General features: G+C 45.8%; 13 protein-coding genes and 1 rRNA gene. 3 read left to right on the top strand and 11 right to left on the bottom strand.

Annotation, left to right across the window (positions count from 1 at the left end):
* From CAP50_RS03750 to CAP50_RS03740, 3 genes are all read right to left on the bottom strand, one after another.
* Positions 1–460, bottom strand: a 16S ribosomal RNA gene (locus CAP50_RS03750); the annotation flags it as partial.
* An 818-nt stretch (positions 461–1,278) separates the two neighbouring features.
* Positions 1,279–2,061, bottom strand: coding sequence for a CDP-diacylglycerol--serine O-phosphatidyltransferase (pssA, locus tag CAP50_RS03745; RefSeq protein WP_075102334.1), 783 nt, complete (start codon positions 2,059–2,061; stop codon positions 1,279–1,281).
* Between the two features lie 100 nt (positions 2,062–2,161).
* Positions 2,162–3,046: a 23S rRNA (adenine(2030)-N(6))-methyltransferase RlmJ gene (locus CAP50_RS03740; protein WP_075102326.1), complete on the bottom strand. Its 885-nt coding sequence runs from the start codon at positions 3,044–3,046 to the stop codon at positions 2,162–2,164.
* Positions 3,047–3,177: 131 nt separating this feature from the next.
* Between CAP50_RS03740 and CAP50_RS03735 the strand changes: the two genes are divergently transcribed.
* Together CAP50_RS03735 and dapE are read left to right on the top strand one after the other, a co-directional pair.
* On the top strand, positions 3,178–3,942 hold the full coding sequence (locus CAP50_RS03735) for a 2OG-Fe(II) oxygenase (protein ID WP_075102325.1): 765 nt from the start codon (positions 3,178–3,180) through the stop codon (positions 3,940–3,942).
* A 114-nt stretch (positions 3,943–4,056) separates the two neighbouring features.
* Positions 4,057–5,259 (top strand): succinyl-diaminopimelate desuccinylase, encoded by a 1,203-nt coding sequence (gene dapE / locus CAP50_RS03730; protein ID WP_075102324.1) that lies wholly within the window; start codon positions 4,057–4,059, stop codon positions 5,257–5,259.
* 281 nt (positions 5,260–5,540) lie between these two features.
* On the opposite strand, the gene CAP50_RS03725 is transcribed toward dapE, so the two are convergent.
* The 6 genes from CAP50_RS03725 to CAP50_RS03700 all read right to left on the bottom strand — a co-directional run bounded on the left by CAP50_RS03725 (position 5,541) and on the right by CAP50_RS03700 (position 10,132).
* Positions 5,541–6,035 (bottom strand): GyrI-like domain-containing protein, encoded by a 495-nt coding sequence (locus tag CAP50_RS03725; protein ID WP_075102323.1) that lies wholly within the window; start codon positions 6,033–6,035, stop codon positions 5,541–5,543.
* A 65-nt stretch (positions 6,036–6,100) separates the two neighbouring features.
* On the bottom strand, positions 6,101–6,310 hold the full coding sequence (iscX, locus tag CAP50_RS03720; RefSeq protein WP_071003236.1) for a Fe-S cluster assembly protein IscX: 210 nt from the start codon (positions 6,308–6,310) through the stop codon (positions 6,101–6,103).
* Between the two features lie 149 nt (positions 6,311–6,459).
* The gene (locus CAP50_RS03715; protein WP_075102322.1) at positions 6,460–6,999 is read right to left on the bottom strand and encodes an acyl-CoA thioesterase; all 540 of its coding nucleotides are present in this window, start codon (positions 6,997–6,999) and stop codon (positions 6,460–6,462) included.
* 142 nt (positions 7,000–7,141) lie between these two features.
* Complete coding sequence (locus tag CAP50_RS03710; RefSeq protein WP_075102321.1) at positions 7,142–8,542, bottom strand: NAD(P)(+) transhydrogenase (Re/Si-specific) subunit beta; 1,401 nt, start codon at positions 8,540–8,542, stop codon at positions 7,142–7,144.
* Positions 8,539–8,877, bottom strand: a complete 339-nt coding sequence (locus tag CAP50_RS03705; protein ID WP_198411588.1) for a proton-translocating transhydrogenase family protein — start codon at positions 8,875–8,877, stop codon at positions 8,539–8,541. The genes CAP50_RS03710 and CAP50_RS03705 overlap by 4 nt, the downstream gene beginning before the upstream one ends.
* Positions 8,878–8,974: 97 nt before the next feature.
* Positions 8,975–10,132, bottom strand: coding sequence for a Re/Si-specific NAD(P)(+) transhydrogenase subunit alpha (locus CAP50_RS03700; RefSeq protein ID WP_075102319.1), 1,158 nt, complete (start codon positions 10,130–10,132; stop codon positions 8,975–8,977).
* A gap of 497 nt (positions 10,133–10,629) precedes the next feature.
* Between CAP50_RS03700 and yaaA the strand changes: the two genes are divergently transcribed.
* Positions 10,630–11,430 (top strand): peroxide stress protein YaaA, encoded by an 801-nt coding sequence (gene yaaA / locus CAP50_RS03695; RefSeq protein WP_075102318.1) that lies wholly within the window; start codon positions 10,630–10,632, stop codon positions 11,428–11,430.
* 210 nt (positions 11,431–11,640) lie between these two features.
* Here the strand turns inward: yaaA and groL are convergent, their stop codons facing one another.
* Positions 11,641–13,311 carry a chaperonin GroEL gene (gene groL, locus CAP50_RS03690; RefSeq protein ID WP_100749109.1) on the bottom strand — a complete coding sequence of 557 codons (1,671 nt, stop codon included), beginning with the start codon at positions 13,309–13,311 and terminating at the stop codon, positions 11,641–11,643.
* 156 nt (positions 13,312–13,467) lie between these two features.
* On the bottom strand, positions 13,468–13,758 hold the full coding sequence (locus tag CAP50_RS03685) for a co-chaperone GroES (RefSeq protein ID WP_075102316.1): 291 nt from the start codon (positions 13,756–13,758) through the stop codon (positions 13,468–13,470).
* Positions 13,759–13,949 lie beyond the last annotated feature (191 nt).

Here is a 13,949-nt window from a genome sequence, read left to right as displayed (position 1 = left end):
AACCATATGGTCTTCTTCACTGCTTAAAGTGCTTTACAACCAAAAGGCCTTCTTCACACACGCGGCATGGCTGGATCAGGGTTGCCCCCATTGTCCAATATTCCCCACTGCTGCCTCCCGTAGGAGTCCGGGCCGTGTCTCAGTCCCGGTGTGGCTGATCATCCTCTCAGACCAGCTACAGATCGTCGCCATGGTAGGCCTTTACCCCACCATCTAGCTAATCCGACTTAGGCTCATCTAATAGCGAGAGCAGTAAACTGCCCCCTTTCTCCCGTAGGWCGTATGCGGTATTAATTCGAGTTTCCCCGAGCTATCCCCCACTACTAGGTAGATTCCTAAGTGTTACTCACCCGTCCGCCGCTCGACGCCTGGTAGCAAGCTACCATCGTTTCCGCTCGACTTGCATGTGTTAAGCCTGCCGCCAGCGTTCAATCTGAGCCATGATCAAACTCTTCAGTTTAATCTTGCTATGAAGCTCTTTAAAGAAGCTTCTAAACTTGGCTCATTTATTCTAGCAAATCGCTTAAAATTATGTTCGTAATGAATTAACTTTGAGTTTTTCTGCTGAGTAAATGATAATTTTTATAGTTAGARYTRACTCCGAAAAGAAGTCAAAACCAACTTTATTTTTTAGCATTCTAAATCAGCAAAAATCCACACAAGTTGTTCTTTAGTTGTGCTTTTAAATAGTGTCTTATACTGTCGTCCAGTAGTAAGATATTTCGCTTACTTATAGTAAGTAAGGCTAAATAGCGCTAAACCTTAKTGGTTTATCCTATCTAGCGAGCCGACTATCATATCATAACGATTTGGTTTGTCAAGCTTTTTTATCTAATTTGTTTCTCAAGGTTCGCTGCGTTGTTACTATGTAATTTACCCTAGTAATGCTTAGCTCGTCCTGATGAGGTGCGTATTATAGACGCTTTATTTGGTAAGTCAAGAACTAATTTAGTTTATTTTAAATCAGTTGGTTAGACTTGGATTTTAAGATGATGAATCATTCTTTAAATGAGTCATTCTTTAATCCGCCTTCCCTTTCGACTGGGTGGCATTATACGCGTATTTGGGTGGGGGTCAAGGGGGAACTGATAAATAATTCGCACTCTTTAATTGTATCTCCGATGACTCTTTCTAACTAATTGTTATTACTATTAATATCTATTCATCATTATTTTTGTTTATCTCAGTCTATATCCTTGGGCTTAGCATCGTGCTTAAAAATATAAAAAGGGGATCTACCTATCGGTAAATCCCTAGATACAAAGCTTAAAGGCAGCTCTAACTTTTTGCTTTTGCTTTAATCGTCGTAAAAATGCCCGATAACGCATAGAGAATGCCAATGGCTAAGATTCCAACAGGAATGTCATAGAGGACGATGCTCATGATCAACACTCCAATAATAAGTACCACAAATGGGACTTTCTTTTTATCAAACTCTTTAAAGCTATAGTATTTGACATTGCTGACCATCAGCAGACCACAGATAACAACCCACACCGCAAACAAGAGTATAATAGCGGTATCATACTGTCCGACCCACTCATTATGATCGACCGCGACCATGACAGCGGACGTGACCAATATAGCCGCCAATGGACTGGCCAAACCGACAAAGTATTTTTTATCAACTTCGCCTATCTGTACATTAAACCTCGCTAGACGAAAAGCGGCGCAAGCGGTAAAAACAAAAGCACAGCCAATACCAATGCGGCCTAGCGGCTGCAACGCAAAACTATATACTAAAATAGCAGGCGCAACCCCAAAGGCCAGCATATCTGCTAGAGAGTCATACTGCTCGCCAAAGGGACTTTGCGCATTGAGCATACGTGCGACGCGGCCATCAGCCCCATCTAAAATCCCCGACAAAAATATAGCCAGAGAGGCTTTGTAAAACGATCCTTGGGTACTGGCCAAAATCGAATAAAAGCCAGACAACAACGACAAGGTGGTAATCAAATTGGGGGCCAAATAGACACCGCGGCTAACCACCGGCTGACCCTCTGCAACTTCTGTCTCAATCACCTCAAACGTTAAGCCATCGTAATTATCATTATCCGCCATGCGAATATTGAACTCATGCTCATCAACAAAAGGCGGCTGAGTTGCGGCATTATCATTTAGACTATGGTGAGATGGTTGCTCAGTCGTCATAACGGTATCCTTATTCGCCAACTAGCCAGCGGACATTGGTGGCACTATCAGGTGTCAGCTCTGGCGCATCAGCGACTTTTAAAGCAGGCTGCAAAAAGCGCAAGATCTCACGGGCATGACTATCAAATTGCCATGGCGGATTGATGACGAGTAAACCTGTGCCATTGAGACCCACGGCGACATCATTTGGATAGATATTTAGCTCACAGACCAGCTGACGTCTCATCTCGGTACGCTTCAGCTTTTTGTAAAACAGCTCAACGGCTTCGATGTTTTTGATCGGGAACCACAGTGCATATGTGCCTTGTGGCCATTTATTATAGGCGGCGACGAGTAAATTGATCAGACGGGTAAAGTCTTTATGCTCTTGCTCATAGGGAGGATCGAGAAAAATAAGACCGCGGCGCTCGGCTGGCGGAATCACAGCGGTGACGCCTTCAAACGCATCACGATGATGAATGCCAATGGGCAGTTTGTACAATTGGTAGTTGAGCGCGTCATACTCGCTAGCTTTGGCCTCAAACGCTTCGCCGCGTACGCCAGTGTCTGGGTTTTTTTCGATATGATGGGCGATCCACCATGGCGAACCCGGGTAAACTTTATTATCATAAGTGGCTTTGGCTTGCTTGATGCCTGCCAGATAGTCTTTGACAGCCGCTGGGGCTTGTGCCATTTTGGTGTCATCAAGCTTTAACAATGCTTTGATGCCACCCTCGGCTTCACCAGTTTTGCGCGCTTCTTCACTGCTGAGTGAATAAAGACCGCGACCACCGTAAGCGTCGAGCGCATAAAAGGGTTTGTTTTTTTGGCTCAGCTGATTAAGCAGTTGTACCAATAAAATGTGTTTTACCACATCAGCAAAGTTACCAGCATGGTAGGCGTGTTTATAGTTCATAATCTCAAAAGTTTAAAGTAAGAAAAATTGCATCTATGGTAGCATAGGCAGCGTAAAAGATAATGTGGTTTTGGTAAATGCTCTTAATAAAAGGGCCTTGAATGCCAGCTGATTGATAATAACGAGGTGAGATGACTAAGATTATTAGCAACCTAAATGTGACAAAGCTGGTGGTCGATCATCCAATAGGTCCTGACAATCCGCCGCGATTCACCCCATACAGCCCTAATTGCGCTGACATAGACGATAAGTCATTGAGCCAAGATGCCTTGCAGATGTCAGACTTTGAGGTGTGCTGGGCTGATAAACTGACCGATAAACAGCTCGATCAGCTCGTCGATGATGGTTGGATAGTAATCGATGAGGTGTTTACGCATACGGCGTTACTGGCGTTGCAGGCAGAGAGTGGGTTTGTCCAATACCGAGACGCCGAGCTAACGGCTGGTGTTCGCATCAGTGACATACGCGGTGATCGCATCCGCTGGATCACAAAAAACTTTTTTGCTGGATTTTATTACTTGCAGTCCATCAACGCGCTAGCGGCTTTGTTCAATCAAAGCTTGTTTGCAGGTATTCGCCATAGTGAAGCACACTATGCCTGCTATCCGGCAGGCTTTGGTTATCAATGGCACAGCGACAATCCTGCAGGCCGCGATGAGCGTGTTATCTCAGCGGTTTTTTATCTTAATGATGAATGGACAGCCAGCGATGGCGGCGCGTTAGAAATCATTGATAAACACGGCAGCCATCACAGTGTCATGCCTGTTGCCAATCGACTGGTCATATTTGATAGCGATCTGCAACATCAAGTACAAATCGCTCATCGGCAACGCTACTCTATCGCAACATGGATGCGCCGAGATGGTTTGGTGCCATTTATTGAAGATAGTATGTAAAACGTATAAATCTATCATAAGCCGCTACGGCTTGTGCCATGGTTGAATGTGCAACACGCCCTAGTCTTTAATCCAAAATCTTATCCTCTCACTTTATAATAAAAAGGTTTTTTCATGTCTGACGCTCACAATCAAAACATGACTCATCAGCAGCAAACACTGGACTTAAGCATCGCTTTACTTGAGCGCCCTTCCGTCACTCCAGATGATGATGGCTGTCAAGATATTTTGTCGTCTCGCCTAGCGAAAGCAGGCTTTGACTGCGAGTTTATGTACTTTGGTAATAAAGAGCAGAGCGGCGAGCATGCGGAAGTCAAAAACCTCTGGGCACGCCGTGGTACAGCCGACCCTGTGATTTGTTTTGCTGGCCATACCGATGTTGTACCGACGGGCGACGAGAAAAACTGGACCTACCCGCCCTTTACCCCAACCATAAAAGACGGCTTTCTTTGGGCGCGCGGTGCAGCGGATATGAAAACGGGCATTGCAGCCTTTACCATCGCCGCCGAGCGTTTCGTCGCGAGTCACCCTGAACACAATGGCTCGATTGCCTTTTTAATCACTTCAGATGAAGAAGGCCCCTCTATCAATGGCACGGTGAAAGTCATTGAAACCTTAGAGGCCCGTCAAGAAAAAATAACTTACTGCCTCGTTGGTGAGCCGTCAAGTACTGATACGCTAGGCGATATCATCAAAAACGGACGCCGCGGCTCGTTGGGTGCGGTGTTGACGGTCACTGGCAAACAAGGTCACGTCGCTTATCCGCATCTGGCCTGTAACCCTATCCATGCAGCGATGGCGGCGCTCAGCGAGCTGACATCAGCAACTTGGGACAACGGCAACGACTACTTCCCGCCCACGACCTTACAAGTCTCAAATATCAATGGTGGTACGGGCGCAACCAACGTCATCCCCGAAACCTTAGAGGTCGTCTTTAACTTTCGCTTCTCGACCGAAACCAGTGAAGAAGAACTCAAAGCAAAAACACATGCTATCTTTGATAAGCATTTTGCTGATAGCAAAGCCAGTTATGATATCCAATGGAAATTATCCGGTCAGCCGTTTTTGACCCCTGAAGGAAAACTGGTTTCAGCCTGTCAAAATGCGATCAAGTCAGTCACAGGTACAGACACGACGCTATCGACATCAGGCGGTACATCCGATGGACGCTTTATCGCACCCACTGGTGCGCAAGTGGTCGAGCTTGGTGTCCGTAACGCTACCATTCATCAGGTCGATGAAAAAGTAGAAGTGGATGACTTGGGCAAATTGGCGCAGATATATGAAGGGATTTTGGAAAATTTGTTATTAGAGTAACTGTGTAGATAAAACCGAAAAGTAAAAAAGCGCGAGTCTTAGATGACTGGCGCTTTTTTATGGGCGGCTTTGGCTCAAAACTCATTTAAGTTGTTAGCTAGGGCGTGTCTTCAATTCAATCGACAACCCTCTAAATGGGCTAAAAATGGTTAAATCTGGCCAAACGGTGTCAAATAGCTGACTAATATCTCAATATTATCTGCGCTATTTTCCTTGTTTGACGGCGATTTATCTCATTTTTATCGCCATTTTTAAAATAAGGACACGCCCTAGTTACGGCTTTATTTAATACCTATATAAAGGTCGACTTGGCCGTACTCTAAATTCCCATCGATATAGTGCTCAAAGTCTACATCAAAGTTGCGAGTGTGTTCACAGTTTGGATCGTTAAAGTACTCCCATGCCTTTTCCCATGCATTCATTACCGTATTTGGCATATTGCCTGTTTCAGAGAAAACCAAATACTTGCCTGCAGGAATGTTTACCGCGACCAAGCCGCCTGCAGGATTAGGCGCGTTTGAGGCCTCAGGTTCACCCGTCACCTCCCAACTGGCCACCACATCAAAAGCGCCGACCAAATCATCGCTCTCATAATTGTGGTAAACGCCATAAATATCTTCACCTTCAGGCAAGTCGCCCATGTGATTTTGATAAAACTTTTGCCATAAGCGGCCCAGTTTCGCCGTTTCATGGCTAATTTCAGCGTGATTGGTGGTACGAATGCTAATACCATTACAAGCTATCGCTTCGGCTAACTCTTTAATTTGAGACGTCATGATGCTGCCTGCCCTGTTGTTCTCTGTTATTGTTATTGGATGTACTGTTAAAGAAGAAAATCGCCTTAATCGGCTTCATCGATCCAATTCATTTGAATGGCTTCTAAAATACCTTCGTTTGAGCGCTGCGGATCATCATCAAAGCCTTCAAGCTCAGTCACCCAGCGGTGCAAATCAGTAAAACGAATGTACTGCGGGTCGACCTCTGGAAACTTCTCATAAAGCTCAATGGCGATATCGAGGCTGTCTGTCCATTTTAGTTTTTGCGGGGTCATGGTGGCTCCTTAGCTTGTGTCAGTTAAAAATATTACGTTGAGTGGTGCAATCGCTTGTCAGTTCTTTTGTCGATTTAGCAGCCTACATCGTACCAAACTTCGGCAGCCGATTATAGCCATGTTGTTTCACCAAACTGTCTTACGGTCAGCTAGTGAACAGTTGGCGCAGACTTTATCGCTACTTGATGCGCATTCCATGAGTCGATGACGTCATTGGTCTGCTCGCCGAGCATATCCAATACCGCCGGCGCGCACTTACCTTTTTTATCGGTCAAGACAAACTTCGTCATCCCAATACCCATCAGTTGATGTTTGACAAAAAACCGCGTTTCAAAATACACATATTTTTTATCCCAACCGACAAGCACGCTATTTACTGTCATTTTATTAAGAAATTTAATTTCTTTAAGATAGACCATCTCTTGCATAGCAATAATCCAGCCAAGATTTTTCATCCCCTTTTGATGACAGCAAGTCATCAGCCATTTGGTGATGTTTAATTCTATAAAGGACAAATAACGATAATTGGGCAGATGATCGCGAAACCCCATATCGTGCGGCAAGACACGGTACTGACGTACTATCGGTGTGGCCAACATCTCGGCGCTCAGACGCTGTTTTACTGACTGTTTATCACGCTGCTGTTTTAGCAAACTGATCATAATAAAAAAACGTATCAACATGTTCATAAATGACTCTCTTAATTCTGATTTTGTATAAAGTCTAACTGAATAGAAAGATGGCTTACCTTAACGCAAAAAAGCCACCTAAGTGACTTTTTTATTTAAGAAAATATACTCAAAAATTATGCTGAAAAGCTGATTTTAGCGATTAATGACCGCCGCCATTGATACTACGAACCATCTCTTCGACCATCTTTTTAGCATCGCCAAAGATCATCATGGTTTTGTCCATATAGAAGAGGCTGTTATCAAGACCTGCATAGCCGGTGCTCATCGAACGCTTGATGACCATTACCGTTTGCGCTTTGTTGGCTTCTAAAATGGGCATACCAAAGATAGGAGATGTCGGATCGTCTTTTGCTGACGGGTTGACGACGTCGTTGGCACCGATGACCAAGACCACATCGGTACTGGCAAAGTCGGAATTAATCTCATCCATCTCTAGGATATCGTCATAAGGCACGTCGGCCTCTGCCAATAGTACGTTCATGTGCCCTGGCATACGACCAGCAACAGGATGAATGGCAAAGCGAACGTTGACACCTTCGTCTTTTAATAGCTCGTACAATTCTTTTACCGCGTTTTGCGCGCGGCCTTGTGCCATACCGTAACCTGGTACGATGACCACATTGCTGGCATTGGACATAAGGAACCCTGCGTCTTCTGCTGAGCCTGCTTTATATGTTTTTGGTGCGCCATCATCATCGCCTGCAGCGGCCGCTGACGTGCCCATACCACCAAATAAAACGTTTAGTAGAGAGCGGTTCATGGCTTTACACATGATATAAGATAAAATCGCACCTGAGGAACCGACGAGCGAACCTGCGATAATGAGCATCGAGTTGCCCAGCGTAAAGCCAATACCTGCTGCCGCCCAACCTGAAAATGAGTTCAGTAGCGACACGACCACTGGCATATCACCGCCGCCGATGGGCGCAATCCACATCCAGCCAAAAATCACTGCAATCACTGCCATCGCATAAAACGCGGGCAAGGAATCCGTGACAAAATACACTCCGCCAAACCCAATCATCGCTATAAATAGCAAGGCTTGAACAGGTTTTACCCAGCCGCCCGTGACTGTTTTTGCCCAGCTTTTTGCCGCAAGCTTACCAAAAGCAAAGACAGAGGCAGAAAAAGTAATCGCACCGATAAAGCACCCGATAAATAGCTCAACACGGGCAACCGCGCCATGCTGCTGCTCGGTATGCAGTACCGTGGCAAGCGCAATCGCCACCGCTGCCAAACCGACAAATGAGTGCATCAACGCCACCGTTTCTGGCATTTGCGTCATCGCGACGGTTTTTGCTTTCCACATGCCGACGATGGCACCTAAGATCATCGCACCGATGATTAACCACAGTACAGGGCCTTCTGCTAAGAAAAAGGTGGTGATAACAGCAATTGCCATCGCTGCCATACCAAAGCGGTTGCCACGAATCGCTGTCTTTGGACTCGACAATCCGCGTAACGTTAAAATAAAGAGGATAGCGCCGACTAAATAAAACCAATCTGCATTGGTGGCAATAAATTGGGTTAAATCGCTCATGCATCACCTCCATTTTCAGATGTTGCTACTGGCGTTTTTTTTGCTTTGGGCTTAAACATCGCGAGCATACGTTCAGTCACCGCAAAACCACCAAAGATATTGATACTGGCCAAAAATACCGCAAAAGCACCAAGCAAACTGGTCGGGGTAAACATCGAGCCGTCGATATGGACGGTCTGTAGCATCGCACCGACGATCACGATACTTGATAAGGCGTTGGTCACCGCCATCAATGGCGTATGTAGCGCTGGGGTCACACCCCAAACGACGTAATATCCAACAAAGATAGCGAGTACAAATACGGTAAAAATCGCGACAAATGGTGTGCTACTCATGGCTGCACCGGCAGGCGCTGCCGCTAAAATGGTGGCAATCATCTTATCCTCCTAAAAATTTATTCGTGTCTGGCAAATGCATGGCGATCAGCAAGGGCTAGCGTTTGGTCAAGCGCACTTGGTTGTCGTGGGTCACTGCCAGTGCACCCTGAATCTCATCTTCCATATCTAAGTTCAGTGCCAGTTTGTTTGCTGACGCGTCATCTGTAGCAGCTGGTGCAATTAAGGTGGTGATAAAGTTGACAAGGTTATTGGCATACAAGTCTGAAGACTGCGCCGCTAGCTGTGATGGAATATTGGCCGCGCCAACGATACGCACGCCATTGTCTGTGGTGACAGTCTCATTTGGCGCACTGCCCTCGACGTTGCCGCCTGTGCCAGCTGCCATATCGATCAGCACCGAGCCGGCTTTCATCTTAGCAAGGGTTGCTTGATGGACTAAGCGCGGAGCTTGGCGACCAGGGATTTGTGCTGTGGTAATGACAATATCGGCATTGCTTAATGCTTTGTCGACGACTGCAGCTTGGTCTTTGATATATTGTTCTGATGGCGTCCACGCATAGCCGCCCGTTGCTTTGGCTTTTTGTGCTTCATCGTCACTCATCGGCACATCCAGCCACTTACCGCCCAGTGACTCCACCTGCTCTTTTGCGGCAGGGCGCAGATCACTGGCTTCTACCACCGCGCCCAAACGCTTGGCTGTCGCGATGGCTTGTAACCCTGCAACACCGACACCCAAGATCACCACTTTAGCGGGTTTTACTGTCCCTGCCGAGGTCATAAACATCGGAAATGGGCGCGAGTATTCATTGGCGGCCAGCAGCACTGCTTTGTAGCCTGCAAGGTTGGCTTGTGACGACAGCACATCCATGTTTTGGGCACGTGACAGTGTGCGCGGTAATAGCTCCATCGCAAAGGCCGTAACGCCTTTAGCAGCATAAGTGTCTAGCTGCGTATTGCGGTAAGGGTCTAGCATCCCGACGACGATTTGGCCTGCGCTCAAATGCTCTGTCACTTCGGTGGGCAAGTCGTGAATGGTGGTAATAATTTGAGACTGGGCAATCACCTCGGCGCTGCTGCTGGCAATGTCGGCTCCTGCCGCCTGATACAGCGCATCAGCATAGTAGGCTGCCTGCCCTGCACCTGACTGGATGACGACCTCAAACCCAAGCTTACGCAGTTTTTTGACCGCGTCTGGGGTTAGCGCGACACGGCTCTCGCTTGCGATATCTGCACTGATTACACCGATTTTCATACCGTCTCCTTACTTACGTCTAATGACTTTATTTACGTCTCAATGACTACCTTTAATACCCTCAACGCACATTTAAAAAGCACAGGGGACAAAAAAACCTTTGGTCGTTGTTGGTTCAAGATGTTGACCAAAGGCTATCAATTTAATAAATGATGACTACATCACCATCATGTCTTTTTATTATAGAGACATCATCCGCCAACTTTCATTGCCTAATGGTGACCAACAAGTAAAATTAAAAGTTAGGCATTTACACCATCTGGATAACTTTTATTGTTATATTAAAAACTTTTATTTTTCTACGAAAGCTAACCCCTTGCTAAATATAGCCTACTGGTCATCTTAACCACCTTTCAAATGTTTACTTTCTTGTCAATTAAGCAGCAAAATCCCTCCAACCATGACGTCAAATCACGTTAAAATTGCATATAAGGTATAATCAGAGCACTTGACACCGCGATGGATAAGTCATTGACTTCACAGAATAAGGATTAGCCATGTATTTTTTACTCTCACCTGCCAAGTCTTTAAACGAGACAGACGACATCCCTGTCAACCTAGGCAACTACTATAGCCAGCCTGAGCTGATTGACCATGCGCAGGCATTAATGAAAATACTTAAGACAAAAGAGCCGGTTGATTTGCAAGCGCTGATGAGCATCTCTGACGATTTGGCGCAGCTCAATGCAGCGCGCAACCAGCAGTGGCAATGGGATAATGACAAACCTTTTACCACCGAAAACGCCAAGCCTGCCGCTTATCTATTTGATGGCGATGTTTATACGGGTCTGGATATGTATGGTATGGACAAGGACACTGCCATCTACGTCAATGAGCATTTGGGTATTTTGTCGGGGCTGTATGGCGTATTGAAACCACTAGATTTGATTCAGCCGTATCGCTTAGAGATGGGCACTAAGCTGAAAAATGAGCGCGGAGATAACTTATACGAGTTTTGGGGCGAGGAAGTGACTGATGTTATCAATGCACGCATGGCTGATAGCGAAGACAAGGTATTGATAAACCTGGCCTCCAATGAGTATTTTAAATCGGTCAAGAAAAGGGCCCTAAAAGCAGAAATCATCACACCACGATTTGAAGATGAGAAAAATGGCAACTATAAAGTGATTAGCTTTTATGCCAAAAAAGCCCGTGGATTGATGGTGAAATATGCTGCTGACAATAAATTGACCAAGGCTGAGCAATTAAAGCAGTTTGACTTGGCAGGATATTATTATGTCGATGAGCTGTCTGATGATAAAACGTGGACGTTTCGACGTAATGAGGCAGATGCGTAATCTTTTAGCCAAAACATACTTATCTTGCATAAAAAAACCCCCGATAAGCTCAGCCTATCGGGGGTTTTATTTGGACTAGATTTTACAGGTACGTGATGTTATTCATACTTTCAGCGAAAATCGATTTATCAAGGAAGACGAGCGGAAATAGCACCTATTGTACATTGAGCGCGTCTGACAAAAAGAAATCGCTTTGTAGCAGAAGTAAAATTACATCATGCCGCCCATTCCACCCATACCGCCCATTCCACCCATACCGCCCATTCCACCAGCAGCGCCGCCCATAGCAGCCATTGGGTCATCACCTTCTGGTAGATCAGTAATCATCGCTTCAGTCGTGAGCATCAGACCGGCAACAGAGGCTGCGTTTTCTAATGCTGAGCGTGATACTTTGGCAGGGTCAAGGATACCCATCTCTAGCATATCGCCATACTCGCCACTCGCAGCGTTATAGCCATAGTTACCGCTACCGCCTTTCACCTCATTGACGACCACTGACGCTTCTTCACCTGAGTTGGTGACGATTTGACGAAGTGGTGCTTCCATCGCGCGGCGTAGGATGTTGATACCTGCGTTTTGGTCGTCGTTGTCGCCAGTTAAGTCAGACAAGGCATTCATCGCACGGACTAATGCAACACCGCCACCAGGGACGACGCCTTCTTCAACCGCAGCGCGAGTCGCATGTAGCGCATCATCAACACGGTCTTTTTTCTCTTTCATTTCGGTTTCAGTTGCTGCGCCGACTTTGATAACTGCTACGCCGCCTGCTAGTTTGGCCACACGCTCTTGTAGCTTTTCTTTGTCGTAGTCAGAGGTAGACTCTGCGATCTGACGGTTGATAGATTCAACACGGTTTTCGATGTCGGCTTTGTTACCAGCACCATCGACGATGACGGTGTTTTCTTTACCAACAGTGACTTTTTTCGCAGTACCCAATTGCTCTAGGGTCGCCGTCTCAAGGCTCAGGCCAATCTCTTCAGAGATGACTGTACCACCAGTGAGCGTTGCGATATCTTCTAGCATGGCTTTACGACGATCGCCGAAACCTGGTGCTTTAACGGCACAAGTTTTTAGGCCGCCACGCATGTTGTTAACCACTAGCGTAGCCAATGCTTCGTTTTCTACGTCTTCAGCAATGATTAGCAATGGCTTGCTTTGCTGCATGACTTGCTCAAGTAGTGGCACGATTTCACGGATGTTGCTGATTTTTTTGTCAACCAATAAGATATATGGGTTTTCAAATTCAGCAGTTAGGCTGTCTTGCTTGTTGGCAAAGTATGGGCTGATATAACCACGGTCAAACTGCATACCTTCGACCACTTCTAGGGTATCTTCAAAGCTTGAACCTTCTTCAACCGTGATCACGCCTTGCTTACCGACTTTTTCCATCGCTTGCGAGATCAGCTCACCGATTTTGGTGTCTGAGTTGGCAGAGATAGAGCCTACTTGGGCGATTGCTTTGTGATCATCAGCTGGGGTAGATAGGTTATGAATCTCTTTAACCGCTTCGCGTACCGCTTTGTCGATACCGCGCTTTAGATCCATTGGGTTCATGCCAGCAGCGACAGACTTCATGCCTTCTTGCAAGATCGACTGAGCCAATACGGTCGCCGTCGTGGTACCGTCACCAGCGACATCGTTGGTGCGGCTCGCGACTTCACGAACCAACTGCGCGCCCATGTTTTCAAATTTGTTTTCAAGCTCGATCTCTTTGGCAACCGACACACCGTCTTTGGTGATGGTTGGTGCGCCAAAAGACTTATCGATCACCACGTTGCGACCTTTAGGGCCTAGCGTGACTTTTACGGCGTTTGCCAAAACGTTGACACCGTCCATCATTTGTTTACGAGCATCAATACCGAATTTTACATCTTTTGCCATGTTAATTTACTCCATTATTATAAATATAAAAATACATTTAAATGAGTCGATAGTGTATTGACCAGCTTGACGTTTTAAATGAGCGTCATTAAATATAGGTCATTTAAAACGCCTATGGTCAAAGATATGCTGAGTACTCAATCATACTCAAAAGGACTAGCCTTCTAGCACACCCAATACATCAGACTCTTTCATAATAAGTAGTTCTTCGCCGTCAACTTTCACAGTTTGACCAGCATATTGACCGAACAAGACTTTGTCGCCAGCTTTTACATCTAACGCGCGAATGTCACCATTGTCACGAATCTGACCATTGCCTGTTGCCAACACTTCACCTTGTGATGGTTTTTCTTGTGCCGAACCAGGTAGTAAGATACCACCAGCAGTCTTTTGCTCTTCTTCTACGCGGCGAACGACGATACGGTCATGTAAAGGACGAATGTTCATCGATATGACTCCAAAAGTTGGTTATAACGTTAAAGGGTTTATTTGAATTAATGGTCTCAAGACCAGTATCTATAAGAAATGCGACCAAAAAGTGACATCTTATAGATAAGCTTTGAGCTTGTATCAAAAAGTGGGGGCAGGGGGAGTTTGGTTCAAGTGTAAAAACCAAAAATTTACAAGAATTTTTTATC

Source organism: Psychrobacter sp. L7 (genome assembly GCF_002810365.1).
Classification (GTDB): Bacteria; Pseudomonadota; Gammaproteobacteria; order Pseudomonadales; family Moraxellaceae; genus Psychrobacter; species Psychrobacter celer.
The sequence above is the reverse complement of the archived record's forward strand: the minus strand, read 5'-3'. Positions and strand labels throughout refer to the sequence as shown.